Raw genomic sequence first — 15,499 nt, forward strand, 5'->3', positions numbered from 1 at the left:
CTAGACGAAGGGGACGCACGAAAAAATCTTTGGTGGAGCTAAGCGGGATCGAACCGCTGACCTCCTGCGTGCAAGGCAGGCGCTCTCCCAGCTGAGCTATAGCCCCACACGGGCGTATTCAGCAGTACTGGTTTATCGCTGAACACGGAGCGCATTCTAGGGATCACCCCGTCAGCTGTCAACAGTTTTTTCGGCGCCTTGTTTTGTTCGCATATTTTTTAAACGTGACGCTGAATTTTGCAGCAAAATACACAAGCCAGGGAACTAGTTCACGCTGCTCAGCAAAAGTGGTAGCATGTAGATTGCAGCAGGAATTATTTGCATATGAATACAGGAATGGACTATGTACGAAAAGTACTATGGGTTTAAGGAACGCCCTTTTCAGCTTACCCCAAATCCCAACTGGTTTTTTGCCAGCAAGCTGCATAAGCGCGCCTTAGCGTACCTGCAGTATGGTCTAAGCCAGGGGGAAGGCTTTATTGTGATTACCGGTGATGTAGGTACCGGAAAAACTACCATTGCCAACCAACTGCTTAGCCAGCTCAATCAGGATGAGATCATTGCCAAGCAAATCGTCACCTCGCGCCTATCGCCAGATGATTTGATTCGTATGATTGCATCAGCTTTTAACCTGGTAGTCAGCGAGCACAGCAAAGCCTCTTACCTGGATGCCATTGGTAGCTTCCTAAAGCGGCTGCATTCTCAACACCGCCGAGCTCTGCTGTTAGTGGATGAAGCTCAGAACCTGCCATTGGAAGCCATTGAGGAGCTACGAATGCTGTCTAACTTTATGGCCGACGGCAAGCCTTTGTTGCAAAGCTTCCTGCTGGGACAAAATGAGTTGAACGCAGTCATTCAAGCCCCCGATATGGAGCAATTTCGTCAGCGTATTATTGCTTCCAGCAATCTGACACCCTTGCAGGTTGAAGATACCCGCGCCTATGTTGAATACCGCATACGGCAGGCTGGTGTATCAGAACCATTGCTAGCCGAAGACAGCTTTGCCCTGATTCAGGGCTTTAGCCGCGGTATACCACGTAAAATCAACACGTTGATGGATAGGGTCTTCTTATATGGGTATCTGGAAGAAAAAGCCTTTCTGGAAGCTGCGGACGTACAAGCGGTCATAGACGAGATTATGGATGAAGTAGCCAACTTAAAACCGGTGCACGCTGAAAACCCTACCAGACTCAACGATAACCCAAGCAACAGTGCATCCGCTAATCTGCTGAACGAAATAAGTCAATTACTGGATAACTCGCTGGAAACCAAACTTAAGCTGGCGAAAGAATTGGATCAACTGATTCAAAAACAGCAAAATACACTGAAGAAAAATCCTCCAGAGCAATGATTTGTGGATAGAAAAACAGCTGCACCTGGCAGCTGTTTTGTTCTATTGCTTACTTAGAATCGGTAGTTGTAATTGAGTATCAGTCGGTTTTCACGATAGTCAAAGTCGTCATTGTTGGAATCCCTGCGACTATGCCGGGCGGTCAGGTTAATATCCGAGGCTGACGACAAATCCCGGCTCCAGCCCAACTCATACTGCCAGCTTTTATCTTGCCGGTTATTGTTGCCAAAGTCGTATTGATACGCCCGAACATTGGCTCGCAGGCTGCTGTGTGGCGTTAAGCGCCAGGAGGTTTGAAAACTGGCATTATGACGGCGATCCACCCGATCCAGTTCCTGATAGCGCTGCTCACTGCTAGACAGGTTCAACCCAACGGTCAGGCGGTTTTTGTTGTAACCAATCGCCAATGCACCTTGCCGGTTCAGGATCACATCATCACGGATCAGGGTATCCACATCAAAAAACTGCTGAAGTTGTTCATTGACACCCAGTTCATAGCCGGCACCGGGGAAATTAAAGCAATCGCCTATCCCAGTGGCATCATCCGGACAAACAAAGACCCCTAAATCAATCAGCTCCGTTTCCAGAAAATTTCTGGTGGAAACTCGATCCGTATAGGACAAACGCATGGTCAAAAAACGCAAATTATACTGGCCCGACACTTGCGCTGTTCTGCCAAAATAACGCCGATCCCAGTAACCTGAAAGCGAGGTACGGCGTGATGGTGCCAGCAAAAAATCGGCTGAGACAAAATTACCATCATCCCGGCCTGTTAGCACGGTGTTGTAGTTCACATTGATACGGGATACCCGGCCAAACTGCCACTCAAGACCTGTCCCTGCCGTGGCGTATTCATTGGTAAACGCGGAGTTTCGGACATTGTTTTGCTCATAGCGCCCCTGCACGGTCCAGGCCAGGGATGGAAACAAGGGAATGCCAAACATTAGATCGGCACTGTCGCGCGTTAAGCGGTTGCGCTGCTCACGCTCGGTGCGCGTGACGTTTGTGTTGCCACGCCAATAGATACCGCCATATTGATGATGACGAAAGGTACGTAAGCTTAGATTGTACTGCTCGCTGTTGATATCACCCAAATCATCGTCCTGCTCGGGCCGCTTCGAGTTTACCTTGCGGGCAGAGAGATCCACGGCAAACTGCGCTTCTCTGTGTTGGGCTGTTTCAAGCGCAATAGCCGTGCCATAACGTCTGGTTTTACTAAGCTCACCCGGGTTGGTGATGCGATCACGAAAAATTGCACCGCCTCCCCCAGCACGAATGGTATAACGCTGGCTGGCATCGACGGTCCATCTCAGTCGGCGGTCAAAACCTGATAATACATTCTGCATCAGGTATTCATTAAACGACATGTCATCACGCTCGTCATCACTGTACCAAACGCGTTGATGACTAAGGTCCACTCGGGTCAACATGTTGGGTCCCTGATAACGCCAGCTGACGGCAGGCTCAACTTCCAAAGCACTGCCACGCTGTGTATCGGGTTCAGTACCAAGATCCAACTGATAGCCGTGGCCGGTAATGCCCACTTTGGGGGTAAAGCTGGAGTTTGCCTGCACAGGGAGGACTGCGGTCAGCGCCAGACTGACCGCAACAACCAGTTTGTTTAAACTGCCTGTCTGTTTGGGCGACTTATTCGGAAGGTGAATAGTAGTAGCCATATCCTTTGCCTTGATTACGGTGTGCTTTATTTATGACAAAACCGACCGCTAACTCCTCCGGCAGCAATGCCACAGCTTGTTCTATTTCCGCTAACTTGGTCTGGTTTTCCTCAATCACTATCACCGCCTGACCACACATCGATGCTAATACCGCCGTTTCATTCACGCCTAGTAAAGGTGGCGCATCAAAAATAACCACCCGATCGGGATAACGGGTGGCAAACTCGGTGGCTAGTTTCATCATCTTTTCACTGGCCAGCAACTCCGTGGATAAATGGTGTGGCTTCCCTGCGGCGATCAATTTCAAACGATCAACATTGGTGCTGAGCAAGACATCCTCTACCGATAAATCATCGCCGGAAAGATAATCGGTCAGGCCATACTCTGCCTGGAAGTTCAGCGTCTTGGCAACATTTGGCCTGAGCACATCCGCATCAATCAACAGTACTGTTTTGTCTTTTTCCAACGCCATGCTAAGTGCAAGATTCACTGCCGTGAATGTTTTTCCCTCGCCTGGCCGGGAGCTGGTCACCATAATCAGGTTCGGGTGCTCTAAGGTGGTGCTCAAACCACCAAAGGCATTGTTGAGAAGCTTTCGTTTGATGCTTCGAAGCTCTTCGTTGATCAAGCGGCGCTCAGGGCTGAGTGAGACAAAGTTCTTCTCTTCCAGCTGCTCAAGATTAAGCTGAACGGTCGCGCTATTCAGGTAATCCTTTCTGGACTGCTTTGCCTGTTGCAAGGTGTCATGCCGCTGTTGTTTCTCGGTGGCTAAGCTGGCTGGATCAACGACGACGTCGCCGTCCTTAGACTGCTGTAACTCGGCTTGCTTGTTCACTGCTTTTTCTATGGTACTCATGGCAACAACCTCATTAAAGCACCCACCGGTCGTCCAAGCATCAGATCATTACCAAGTAGAAACAAATAGATACTTAGCAAGGCACCGCTTAAAATCACAAAATAAATAAAATGCTTTCGCACTTGCCACACAATCGACTCCCGATCAATGTGCGAGATGACACCAAACACCGGAAAATGCGAAATCGACTTTAACTGCAAGGTATTGGTCATCACAGGCGAAATCAAACTACGCAAAAGGGCTATGGCCACACCAGCACCTACGCCCAACATCAGCACCATGGTGAAATAGAGTTGTCGATTTGGGCCAGCTGGGCGAGAGGCAACACGGGGCGGGTCAATAATGCGAAACTGCATGTCCATCTCAGAATCGTCTACCCGGCGTGATAATTCAGCAGACTCTCTGCGAGACAACAGCTGCTCGTACTTGGTCCGAGTGATATTGTAATCACGGTTCAAACCCGTCAGCTGCGCTTCAATTTGAGGGACTAAGTCCATACGATCCCGTAAGTCACGCAGCCTGGCTTCATGGTTAGCCAACCGAACCCGACGAGAAGCAATCTCACCTTCTAACTCAGAAATGGCCGTCATCAGACGAACATAAAGCTCATTCTGGGACAAAGCGCTATCGATACCACTGGCAGCGATGCGTCTTAGGGTCTCAATCTCTTCTTGCCGTTGTTGCTCAATGCGCTCAATCAACAACAAGGTTTCACGGACATCCGGATGATTATCGGTAAAGCGCATCCGCAAATTATCCAACTGCACACGTAGCTCTGCCAACCGCGGGTCGAACTGGGTCGATGGCTCACGGCTGTCTTCCGAGCCCCCGGTTAAACGGGTAAGCTCAGTCTGGGCAGCACTTAAACGGGTTTCAAGCTCAGCCAGACTCAGCTTTACCTCTTCAATACGGGTTTGCTCTAACGAAATCCGGTTATAGAAGTTTCCATCAGCCGATAGTATTTCCATATTATTACGGCGAAAATCAGACAAGCGTTGCTCAGCTTCAATCAAGCGGCGCTCGTAATCTGCGATTTGCTGATTCAGGAAGTTTTCTGCCGAAAGTGCGTCGGAGCGAGTTCCCCCTAAGCGCGTTTCGATAAATACATTCAGTGTTTCCTGCACTACACGCAAGGCAATAGCGGGTTCTGGATTGTTGTAGGAAATGCGGTAAATGTTTTCACCCGAGCGGTGTACCTGGCTAAAACCGATATTGCGCTCCAGGCTATCCACCACCCGATCAAACTCTTCCGTCGTTAATGCCCGACGATCCAAATCGGCAGCACGGGCAATTTTTTCAAGATTGGGCCTACTTAATAAGGTTCGCGCCAATAGACGGACTTGCTGATCGGCATTGGTTTGTACCGTCAGACCACGTAAAATTGGATCCAATACGGTACGGGTTTCTACATAAACGCGCGAGTCAGCCTGGTAGACCGGCGGCATGTTATACACTATATACCAGCCTATCGGGCATACCAGCCAAGCCGTGATCACAATGTATCGGCGACGTAACCAGATACCGTGCAAATAAATAAGCACTTGCTGAATCGCAAGATTGAGTTCCTTCATGTACAGCTCCGAACTTCCATTTTAAAAAACGCTGGTTACCAAACCGGATTAAAACCAGGCCTCAGGGATAATCACGATATCACCTGGTAACATATCAACGTTGGCACGAATATCACCATCGCGAATCAGATCATCCAGTCGAACACGGTAACTGACCTGACGGCCATCCACGGTACGAACGAGTTGTGCTCTGTTGCCACTGGCAAAATCGGCCAGGCCGCCTACTTGGATCATCAAATCCAACATGGTCATGTATTGACGGTAATTGACAGCCTGGGGGTTTGCTGCAGCGCCAATCACCCGTACTTGTTCGCTGTAGGGCCCGACAAAACCGGAAACGGACACAGTCACAATGGGATCACGAATGAACTGGCTTAGCACTTGTTCCATATCGCGGGCTACCTGAGTCGGTGTTTTCCCACTGACAGGGATATCTTCGACCAGAGAGGTGGAGATCATCCCGTCCGGGCGAACCAGAAACGAGCCAGACAGTTCAGGGTTACGCCAGACAAAAATACTCAGGTTATCACCAGGACCTACAAGATACTGATAATTTTCAACCGAGGTAGTGAGAGAGTTGTGCACGGTGGCAACAGGCAACGTACTTTTACTGCTACAACCTGCAATCAGAAGTGCGAACACGACCAACAGCAGGCCGCGAATTCCTTGTAATCGTTGTACTTTCATGGATTTGATCCTTCGATTCCTTAGCCAAGCGGTATTACTATAACGTATTTTTTAAGTGGTGATGGAGGAAATGCAAAAAATTATTTCCGTTTCACTCTGGAAATAGTATACTTCTTAGGCTAGATTTGAAAGCCTGCGGTACCAATCTTGCCAGGTTCTGTTGTAATAATGCAAAGGATGCACAAGGACGAATTATGAACAAGGCTACCGGTTACGGAAAAAATTCATTTGCTGATCAGCTGTTTTTAATAGGTGAACTGATACTTTTACTAGCATCAAGTTTAGCAGCCAGCTTCGTGTTTCATCATTTTTTCAGCCCTATCCCCTTTGATGTACGCTTAATCAATGCCGTGGTGTTTGCAGCGGTGGTGATGCTGTGTGCCCTATCGGTTGGTCTGTACGATCAACAGCTACGGGAAAGTCACGGCGGTATTCTCAAGCGCGTTATCATTACCTTGCTGTTCAGTGCTTTCCTGCTGGAAGTGGTTGTTTTCAACCTGTTCAGCTCCATCGCCATAAACGGCTGGTACATGTTACTGGCAAGCACCATAGCTGTAGCGCTTATCAGCAGTTTCCGCGCCTTCTTCCATTACCACGATGTGACCCGCATCAGCCGGCGTCGTGTATTGATTTTAGGTGCCGGTGAACGTGCCTCTATTATTGAACGGCGCATGCGCCGGACCGTCGATCGGCGCAATTTCGAGATTGTCGGTTTTGTCCGGGTAGCCGGTGATAAAGAAGACGCTCTGCAAAACGAAACCGTTCTGGATCTTGATGTGCAGGAAGAACTGTTTCAGTTTGTGATGGAAAATGCCATTGATCAGATGGTGATTGCCTGTGACGAACGCCGCAACATGCTGCCGGTGGAGCACCTGTTTAAGTGCAAAACCCGGGGTATCGATGTGGTTGAGATCCTGGACTTTATCGAACAGGAAACCGGCCAGATTGCCGTCAACCTGATTTACCCGAGCTGGGTGATTTATTCCAACGGCTTTGATAACAAAAAGTGGCTTAAGACCAATCTGGATTACCGTCTGAACTTCTTATTGGGTCTGTTTGTGTTGGCGCTGACTTGGCCAATTATGGTCGTCACTGCCCTTCTCATCTATTTCGAAGACGGCCGACGCACTGGCGCCTCTATTTTTTATAAGCAAGTCCGGGTTGGCATTGATGGTAAGCCATTCCATATCATTAAGTTCCGTAGCATGCGCTCGGATGCAGAAGCCGGCGGTGCCCAGTGGGCCACCAAAGACGATGATCGTGTCACCCGGGTAGGGCGCGTCATTCGTAAATACCGCATTGATGAATTGCCACAACTCTTTAATGTATTTCGTGGTGAGATGGGCTTTGTAGGCCCCCGGCCGGAGCGGCCAGAATTCGTCTGTGAGTTGGAAAAAGACATTCCTTACTATGCCCAACGGCATAATGTGAAACCAGGCCTGACTGGCTGGGCCCAGTTGAAGTATCCTTATGGCTCCACCAGTGAAGATGCGCTGGAAAAGCTGAAGTTTGACCTTTATTACATCAAGCACCGCAGTCTGCTGCTGGATTTAGTCATTCTTATCCGCACTGTGGAGATCGTATTGTTTGGCAAAGGACGTTAACTGGATGCAGTTACCTTCACGACCACTCCAGGCATTAACGATCGATATTGAAGACTACTTTCAGGTTGCAGCTTTCGAAAATAAAATTCAACCGGCGGATTGGGGTAAGTATCCAATCCGCGTGGATCGTAACACCTATCGCATTCTTGATATTTTTGAGCGCAACCAGGCCAAAGCGACCTTTTTTATACTGGGCTGGGTGGCGGAAAAATTTCCAGAGCTGATCCGTGAAATTCACCAACGGGGTCACGAAGTAGCCAGCCATGGTTTTAGCCATATCAAAGCAACCGCCCAAACGCCTGAAGATTTTCTGCAGGACGTCAGCTCAACCAAAGCCTTGCTGGAAGATATTATCGGTGCTGAAGTAACCGGGTACCGGGCGCCCAGCTTTTCGATTTGCGCTGAAAACGAATGGGCCTTTGCCTGCTTAAAAGAAGCCGGCTATGTCTATAGCTCAAGTACCTACCCGATAAAGCACGATCACTATGGCACGCCTTATTGGCCTGCTGAACCTTACTTGCGTAAAGAGGGTTTGTGGGAATTTCCCATGCCCATCCTCACGATGAATGGACGGCAAATTCCCATTGCGGGAGGTGGCTATTTTCGTCTGCTGCCTTACTGGCTTAGTAAAGCGTTAATTCAGCGCTATCTGCAAAATAATACCAGCCCCTATATGTTTTATTTCCATCCCTGGGAAATCGACCATGAACAACCTCGCATTGACGGTGCCAGCTTCAAATCCCGTTTCCGCCACTATGTCAATCTGAAGCGGATGGAGCATAAAGTATCGCGTTTGCTGCAGGATTTTGAATGGAGTACAGTACAACAGGTATTCGAGCAGTATCAAAGCAGTCACAAGGCCTGATATAAGTTCAGGTAAAGGATGCAAGGAATGTATCAACAAGTACAAACACCAGCCTCATCTTCCCGCTCTCACCTTATTATTAGCCTGGCTGTTTTTTTTAGTGGGTATCTGATGGTTTTCTGGCCAAGCTTGGCCAGGATGGAAGGCATTTGGCGCCACTCCGAAACTTATATGCATGCTTATTTGATACTGCCTATTAGCCTGTGGCTGATTTGGCGTCAGCGGGAGCGGCTAGCTGGCTTGCCGATGCAAAGCACTTTGTGGCCAGCGCTGTTCGCTACACCATTCGCCATGGCCTGGTTGCTTGCTTATGCCGTTGATGTGAACTTTGTCAGTCAGTTTGCAGCTATTTTCTTCCTGCAACTGATGATTTGGTCGTTGCTGGGGCATCAAATCCTTCGCATCATCTGGTTCCCGGTCGTTTTCCTGGTTTTTTTGGTGCCGTTTGGCGAAGCCGCCAACCCGATTTTGCAACAAGTAACCGCCGATATGGTGGTACATTTCCTGCGTCTGGTCGATTTTCCTATCTACCGTGAAGGCTTATACATATACACGCCCGCTGCGGTATTCGAAGTGGCCGTCGCCTGCTCCGGCCTTAACTTTTTACTGACCAGTCTGGTGTTGTCCTGCCTCTACTCTTATTTGCATTACAGTCGCTGGTACAAGGCTGTTGCTTTTATTGCTTTGACCTTAGTACTTTCGATCATCGCCAATGGGATCCGAGCTTTTTTATTGGTGGTGATTGGTGAGAAATCCAATATGGCCTATGGCTTTGGTGCTGATCACTATTACTATGGCTGGCTGGTCTTTTTCCTGGTGATCATGCTGGCATTCTGGCTCGGTGCCAAATTTGCCGATGACGATGCCCCTGCGGCCACAGAAAACAAAGTGCCCGAGCAGCGTACAGTCCCCATCAGTAAAACCACACTGGTTTGCCTGGCCCTGACCTTACTGCTGGCCGGCAGCATCAGCCGGAATATTGCCGATACTCCAACACCGGAACAACCTGCCCAACTCGAACAACACAATCAGGACATTGCCGGACAAAGTAATTGGGGCATTCAGTTCTACGATGGCCTGAGCCGAGATCACTGGCTCACCGAACACAGTGTTGAGCTCTTTATGGCCTCTTATGCGCATCGGCAAGAACACGGTGATATGATTACCTGGCACAATACCCTGTATCAGCCTGAACAGTGGAGCATCACGGCTCAACATCATACTGGCTCTTTACTGAATGGTTACGGCATCCTGCAACTGGTTAATACCCGTGGTCAGCAACGTGCTGTGTTGTATTGGTACCAAATGGGCGAACACAAAACCAGCAACCGCGTGGCGATGAAACTGTTGCAATTAGCGGCCTTGTTACGGGGTGATGACACGCCAGGCTATGTCTTCGCAGCTTCGGTAACCGGAGACCAGTCCATCGAGGATATCCGACAGCAACTGCTGGCCGCGAAGCAACAACACCTGGTGGATCTGGCTCCATGAACAGCTCGGTGAGTCAGGGCGTAGTACAAAGCTCGGCTATTTTACTCACCATTCAACTGTTCCAGAAAAGTCTTGGTTTTATTTCCACCCTGATCCTGGCCAGGCTGCTGGTACCTGAGCATTTTGGTATTGTGGCCATGGTGATGATTTGCCTGATGTTGTTTGAAAACATCGCCGATGCAGGAAATCAGCACTACATCATTCAAAAGCAGCAGCTGGATGATGAGGATTTACACACGGCCTGGAGCCTGGAGTTGCTCACCAAGCTGTTGATGTTTGGCTTGATCCTGTTACTGTCACCCTTGCTAGCCAGTTTCTTCTCCATGCCTGAATTAACCAGTGCCCTGATGATTGCCAGCCTGGTATTACCGATCAAGGCCTTGCAAAACCCCGCCCTGATGCTGTTTGCCAAGCAACTGAATTATCGCCCGGTGTTTCGGCTTAGTCTGCTGCAAAAACTGCTGTCATTTATTGTTACTATTGGCCTTGCTTATCTCTACCCCAGTCACTGGCCAGTCATTATTGGCGCTTTGGTATCAGCGCTTAGCTTTACCCTCGGTAGTTATGCCATCAGTCATTTCCGTCCTCGCTTCTCACTGGCCCGCTTTTGGCAGCAATGGGGCTTTTCAAAATGGCTGATGTTGCGTGGTTTGATTGGTTTTGCCCGCTATCAGGCCGATAACCTGATCGTGTCAAAACGCTTTAGCACCGCCGATCTGGGTGGCTACCACTTATTACGCGAACTGACACTGCTGCCTGCCATTGCCGTGATCGTTCCTTGCAGCCAACCTCTGCAGGCCGCCATTGCCGATCAGCGCGACAAGGCCGATTTACTCAGCTACCGCACCCGCATGAGTTTGCTGTTGCTGCTGCTGGTGCTGATCCCAATCACCACCTTCTTACTGGCTTACCCAAGCTTAATCGTCACTACCCTGTTAGGAGCTCAATGGTCTGAGTACGGTGTACTGCTGGCGCCTTTTGCCTTGTTTTTTATTACTTTTTGCATCTTTGATCTGATCAGTAATGCCTTTTTGGCCATAGGCAAAAGCCGCTTGCTGTTCTGGTTTGATGTGGTGTCAACCCTGGTGGTGATTGCTGTCTTGTTATGGCTGGTGACGGGAAGTCTGCTGGAGATGGCCTGGCTGCGGGGCTGGCTATCGGTCCTAACCACCCTTGCTTTGCTTGGGTTGTTGCAGCAGGCTACCCGATTTAACCTGCTGCGCTTGTTGTGGCTGTGCCTGCCTTACCTGCTGTTTGCCGTGCTCGCCTACCTGCTTAGCCAGGCGCCAGGCTTGCTGCCGGATACCGCACCACTGTGGCTTCTGCTTAGCCATGCGGTATTATTTTTCAGCAGTTACAGTCTCTGTTGTTTGCTATACACCTGGCTGGTAAAACACCGGGTACCGGAACTGCAGCATCAAACAGAGGTGGTTATGCAGTTGTCTCAAAAGCTTCGCAAAGCTCGTCAGGCGCTCTGAGCTGAGCGGCCGGCTTTAGCTGCAATCAACTCATGGTACAACTGGCTGTAGGCCAGCTCCATCGCCTGAGCCGAGAAGTTCTGATACACATGGGCACAACCGGCTTCTGCCAGCTGCTGTTTCTGCTCAGGGTTGTCTATCAGGCGTTGCCACAAGGCTGTCAACGCCTCAGTATCACCATAATCGGCCAGCAAGCCGGTGTTGTTGTGTTCAATCAAGCGATCTACACCTGGAATATTAAACGCCGTCACACAAACTTTCGCTGCCATCGCTTCCATCAAGCAGCGCGGGATCCCTTCCAGGCTCGAGGTCAGCACAAAGCAATCAAAGGTCGGCAGCAAGGCCAGCCTGTCATCGCGAAATCCCATAAAATCGACCTTATCGGCAATGGCAAGCTGCTGCGCCAATTGCTGCAGTAAGGCTCGTTCATCACCATCGCCAATCAAAACCAGACGACAATGGGGCTGGCTTGCCAGCAAGGCAGCAAAGGCTTGTAAAGTGGCAGTGAGATTTTTCCGGCTAATTAACTGGCCGATATAGCCAATACGAAATTCATCGGTGGTTTCAGGCTGAGCCTCTGCTAAAGCAGCTTCCACTTCAGCCAGATCAACCCCGTTCGTAATCAACCGCACCCGCTTGGGATTGACCCGATACTGCTCCAGCACCGTCTTTTGAATATCCGGTGATAACGGGCAGACCCAATCAAAGCCATGAAAGGCCTTCCCCCCCAACCAGATATAAGCCCGTAAGCGCTTATCCGTGGAGTTTTCAAAGCCATGCGGCGTACAAACCGAAGCAATACCTGCCCATTTTGCCGCCAACACACCCAGAATATCCGACTTGTAACCATGGGTGTGAATGATATGGATGCCCTGCTGGCGAATCAAATCCACCAAGCGTTTCACCACCCGAAGATCAAACTTAGAGGCCATGGGAATGCGGTGTTGCCGGGCTGTTGGCAAACCAGAACGAAGCAATACATCATCACATGCCCCAGGCTCATCGGTAATCGCCAGATGTTGCTCTACATCGCTGCTGGGTTGAACCGATAACAAGGCATTGACCCAGCGCTCAGCACCGTAGTAACCACTCGGGCAAATCAGTTGCAGCACTTTGATGGTCATAGAGTCGTTTTCCTTGGCAATAAAAAGCGCACGCCGGCCAGGGTTCCCACAGCACGGGCAGCAAAATAAACGGTATAAAACAGCAGCAGATAATGAAAAGCCACGGTGTTGTGCGGCAAACGGTACAAGCGCAGGCTGTACAACAGCACCGGCAGCATCAACAGGGCTACGGCAGGTAAAAACAAGGATGGCACTAAGCTACTCAGCAGCATCGCTAACAAAGCCAACAGCACCCAAAACGGCAGCAAAATACTGGGCCATTCCCGCAACGGCACCTTGCGCCCGGACAGGGATTTCAGATTGTACTCAGAGCGCCAGATTTCCTTTTTAAAACTTTGTGCAAAGGACTTATCTTCGCCCAGATGTATATAGTAGGTTTGGGAAGTGCAATAGAGCTCCCCGGCCTGCCCCAACCGTTCGGTGTAATAGGAGTCTTCGCAAGTCTGCAAATGCTCTGGGAAACCTCCGACATCCTGATGAGAGCTGCGCCTAAGCAGCAGATTGCAACCAGGCAGATAGGCAGCTACTGTATCAACCTTGGTATTGCAAAGTACCGTCCTTATTCTTTCTGTCACTGGCGCACCTTGTGCATCTTTTTGCATCGCCGTAAGCACGACCCGTGTGGGTTGCTCTTGCATCAGCTTTAAGCAGGTAGCCAGCCAGTCCGGGGCCAGCTGAATATCGGCATCCAAAAATGCCAGCCATTCCGATTGACCATAAGATGCACCCACATTGCGCTGCTCGGATATGCTGGTCGCATCCGGCCGGTACAAGATGGTTAGCTTAGGATGCGCTGGGACCACCAAAGGTTCTGAATTTTTGGTTACCACTAAAATTTGATGGACACGCTCGGGGCAGTTTTGCGCCAGAATGGATTCGATGGTTGTCACCAGCATCTCTGGCCGCCCCATATGCGGGATCACAAAATCGACTTTCCCTGCCAGCATGCTCATATGGAAGCATCCATTGTTGGTTTGGTTTGCAACTCAGCGACCTTGCGCACAATACGCGCCGGGTTGCCAACCGCAATAACCCCAGCCGGTAAATCCTCGGTGACCACAGCGCCAGCGCCGATAATGCAACCATCGCCTATGGATGCCATGACAATAGCGCCATTGCCAATCCAGCAATTGGTACCGATCTGCACTTTTTCGAAACGCCCCCCCTGGTCCTTGTAGGGGGTGGAGGGGTCGGCAAAATGATGCTGGTTTTTACCGCTCAGAATATGCACCCCACTGCCCAGCAAGGTGTTTTCGCCGATACGGCACAGCCCGATATTGCATTGCGGGCCTATATAAACCCCCTCCTGAATTTCAGTGCCTTGCTGGGAAAATAAAGCGCCAAAACCGATGTAGCAATCCGCCGCGCAGTGCTGCATGGTCAGCCGATACGCTGCCACCCGAAGATAACTGCCCAGTAAACCAGGCCAAAGCGATAACAGCTGGGCAAAGCCACTGAATAAACTGTCCCTGGCACAAACTGGCCGCAAGAGAAAGTACAGCAGCAACAACGGCGATACCAACAACAACATCAGCAAGCGCACCGCAGCTTTGGCAGCAGACTTCATGCGGATGCCTCTTGCCGTTGTTGCAACAAAGCGGGTAAGTTTTGCAGCACCCCATCCCAGCTGTAGTGCTGTCGTATTAATTCCGGGCCATTAGTCTGTAAAGCCAGTTGCAAACGCGGGCTGGTCAGCACCTGTTCGATGCAGGCAATAAAATCAGCCTCGGTGCTCGCGGTCAGCAAATGCTCACCCGGCTTGCAGGCAATACCCTCAGCACCCAGCGGCGTGGTGATCACTGGCAGGCCGCAGGCCATCGCCTGTAAAATTTTATTCTGCACCCCACGGGCCAGCCGAAAAGGGGCGATAAAGATGCTGGCCTGATGGTAATAAGGCAAAATAGCATCGACATAGCCCGTGACTTCAATCCCTTGGAGTTTTCCCAGCTGCACAATACGGCTGCTGGGTTGCATGCCGGCAATGATAAAACGGGCACCGGGATACTTTGCCAACACCTGCTGCCACATCGACTGCACAAACCAGAGCACCGCATCTTCATTCGGCTTGTAATTCATCACTCCGGTAAACAAAAAAACCGGATCGTCCGGATTGGCTGGCGTTGCCGCCGGGTAAAAGGCCGAGGTATCCAGCCCATTGGCCAGCACACTGACTTTCGATGCATCAGCAAGTTGTTTGGCAAACAGCTGCACCTCGTTGTCAGAAATAAAGAAACAATGATCAAACTGCTGATAGATTTGCTGCTCTGCGTTAGCTACCAATCTGGCTTCACGCTGATACACCCATCGCATCGGCCAGCTGCTGTTGGCCGCATACTGCTGCCATTTGTCGGAATCCAGATCCATAAAGTCCATCAGCAAAGTACAAGGCCGCTTTGCGGAGGACACCAAACCCGCCCGCTGCACATACACCGCCATTGCAGAGCTGGTACAGACCACCGCATCGGGCTGCTCTGTTTGCAGCTGCTGTTGCAAAAGCGCCTGTAAGGCAGGACAAAAGAAATGCGTTTGCGACACAGGCTGTCCGGTCAGCACAGCCGACAGCTTGCGCCAAAGCGCGGAACCCAGCGGTGCAGTCAGCACTGTCACACCCAGTTTTGCTTGCAGATCATTGGCAAAACCAACTTCAGCAGCGTCTTCAACCGGGGCAAAAACGGTCAGTTGATGACCTTGCTCCACCAGATAGTTGATTTGATGGAAGGTGCGGATTTTTTCGCCTTTATCGGCAGGATAAGGTACCCGGTGCGCAAGATAAAAAATCTTCATCTGCCTGAGCTC

Annotated in this window: 13 protein-coding genes and 1 tRNA gene; 5 read left to right on the forward strand and 9 right to left on the reverse strand. The window is 50.3% G+C overall.

The window, feature by feature from the left end; genetic code table 11:
* Positions 1 to 30: 30 nt before the first annotated feature.
* Positions 31 to 106 (reverse strand) — tRNA-Ala (locus BLW37_RS09290).
* Between the two features lie 237 nt (positions 107 to 343).
* On the opposite strand from BLW37_RS09290, the gene BLW37_RS09295 reads away from it, so the two are divergent.
* The gene (locus tag BLW37_RS09295) at positions 344 to 1,351 is read left to right on the forward strand and encodes an XrtA/PEP-CTERM system-associated ATPase (RefSeq protein ID WP_091342175.1); all 1,008 of its coding nucleotides are present in this window, start codon (positions 344 to 346) and stop codon (positions 1,349 to 1,351) included.
* A gap of 53 nt (positions 1,352 to 1,404) precedes the next feature.
* Here BLW37_RS09295 and BLW37_RS09300 read toward each other — a convergent pair whose 3' ends face one another.
* The 4 genes from BLW37_RS09300 to BLW37_RS09315 are packed head-to-tail and all read right to left on the reverse strand — an operon-like array spanning position 1,405 to position 6,141.
* Positions 1,405 to 3,027 carry a TIGR03016 family PEP-CTERM system-associated outer membrane protein gene (locus BLW37_RS09300; protein ID WP_091342177.1) on the reverse strand — a complete coding sequence of 541 codons (1,623 nt, stop codon included), beginning with the start codon at positions 3,025 to 3,027 and terminating at the stop codon, positions 1,405 to 1,407.
* Complete coding sequence (locus BLW37_RS09305; RefSeq protein WP_091342179.1) at positions 2,999 to 3,883, reverse strand: XrtA-associated tyrosine autokinase; 885 nt, start codon at positions 3,881 to 3,883, stop codon at positions 2,999 to 3,001. Before BLW37_RS09305 ends, BLW37_RS09300 begins: the two co-directional genes overlap by 29 nt.
* Positions 3,880 to 5,454, reverse strand: a complete 1,575-nt coding sequence (locus tag BLW37_RS09310; protein WP_091342181.1) for an XrtA system polysaccharide chain length determinant — start codon at positions 5,452 to 5,454, stop codon at positions 3,880 to 3,882. The genes BLW37_RS09305 and BLW37_RS09310 overlap by 4 nt, the downstream gene beginning before the upstream one ends.
* Before the next feature lie 48 nt (positions 5,455 to 5,502).
* Positions 5,503 to 6,141: an XrtA/PEP-CTERM system exopolysaccharide export protein gene (locus BLW37_RS09315; protein WP_091342182.1), complete on the reverse strand. Its 639-nt coding sequence runs from the start codon at positions 6,139 to 6,141 to the stop codon at positions 5,503 to 5,505.
* Between the two features lie 194 nt (positions 6,142 to 6,335).
* On the opposite strand from BLW37_RS09315, the gene BLW37_RS09320 reads away from it, so the two are divergent.
* From BLW37_RS09320 to BLW37_RS09335, 4 genes are read left to right on the forward strand one after another with little or no spacing between them, the layout of a single operon-like run.
* Positions 6,336 to 7,745, forward strand: coding sequence for a TIGR03013 family XrtA/PEP-CTERM system glycosyltransferase (locus BLW37_RS09320; RefSeq protein WP_091342185.1), 1,410 nt, complete (start codon positions 6,336 to 6,338; stop codon positions 7,743 to 7,745).
* 4 nt (positions 7,746 to 7,749) lie between these two features.
* The gene (locus tag BLW37_RS09325; protein WP_091342188.1) at positions 7,750 to 8,610 is read left to right on the forward strand and encodes an XrtA system polysaccharide deacetylase; all 861 of its coding nucleotides are present in this window, start codon (positions 7,750 to 7,752) and stop codon (positions 8,608 to 8,610) included.
* A 27-nt stretch (positions 8,611 to 8,637) separates the two neighbouring features.
* On the forward strand, positions 8,638 to 10,101 hold the full coding sequence (gene xrtA, locus BLW37_RS09330; RefSeq protein WP_171907584.1) for an exosortase A: 1,464 nt from the start codon (positions 8,638 to 8,640) through the stop codon (positions 10,099 to 10,101).
* On the forward strand, positions 10,098 to 11,579 hold the full coding sequence (locus tag BLW37_RS09335; protein WP_091342193.1) for an oligosaccharide flippase family protein: 1,482 nt from the start codon (positions 10,098 to 10,100) through the stop codon (positions 11,577 to 11,579). The genes xrtA and BLW37_RS09335 overlap by 4 nt, the downstream gene beginning before the upstream one ends.
* On the opposite strand, the gene BLW37_RS09340 is transcribed toward BLW37_RS09335, so the two are convergent.
* The 4 genes from BLW37_RS09340 to BLW37_RS09355 are packed head-to-tail and all read right to left on the reverse strand — an operon-like array spanning position 11,567 to position 15,487.
* Positions 11,567 to 12,703 (reverse strand): glycosyltransferase, encoded by a 1,137-nt coding sequence (locus BLW37_RS09340; RefSeq protein WP_091342195.1) that lies wholly within the window; start codon positions 12,701 to 12,703, stop codon positions 11,567 to 11,569. The genes BLW37_RS09335 and BLW37_RS09340 overlap by 13 nt on opposite strands.
* A complete protein-coding gene (locus BLW37_RS09345) occupies positions 12,700 to 13,656 on the reverse strand; it encodes a glycosyltransferase family A protein (protein ID WP_245785681.1) in 957 nt (318 codons plus the stop codon). The genes BLW37_RS09340 and BLW37_RS09345 overlap by 4 nt, the downstream gene beginning before the upstream one ends.
* On the reverse strand, positions 13,653 to 14,270 hold the full coding sequence (locus BLW37_RS09350; RefSeq protein ID WP_091342196.1) for an acyltransferase: 618 nt from the start codon (positions 14,268 to 14,270) through the stop codon (positions 13,653 to 13,655). Before BLW37_RS09350 ends, BLW37_RS09345 begins: the two co-directional genes overlap by 4 nt.
* Complete coding sequence (locus tag BLW37_RS09355; protein WP_091342198.1) at positions 14,267 to 15,487, reverse strand: TIGR03087 family PEP-CTERM/XrtA system glycosyltransferase; 1,221 nt, start codon at positions 15,485 to 15,487, stop codon at positions 14,267 to 14,269. Before BLW37_RS09355 ends, BLW37_RS09350 begins: the two co-directional genes overlap by 4 nt.
* Between the last annotated feature and the right edge of the window lie 12 nt (positions 15,488 to 15,499).

Source organism: Alkalimonas amylolytica (assembly GCF_900107845.1).
Taxonomy (GTDB): domain Bacteria; phylum Pseudomonadota; class Gammaproteobacteria; order Enterobacterales; family Alteromonadaceae; genus Alkalimonas; species Alkalimonas amylolytica.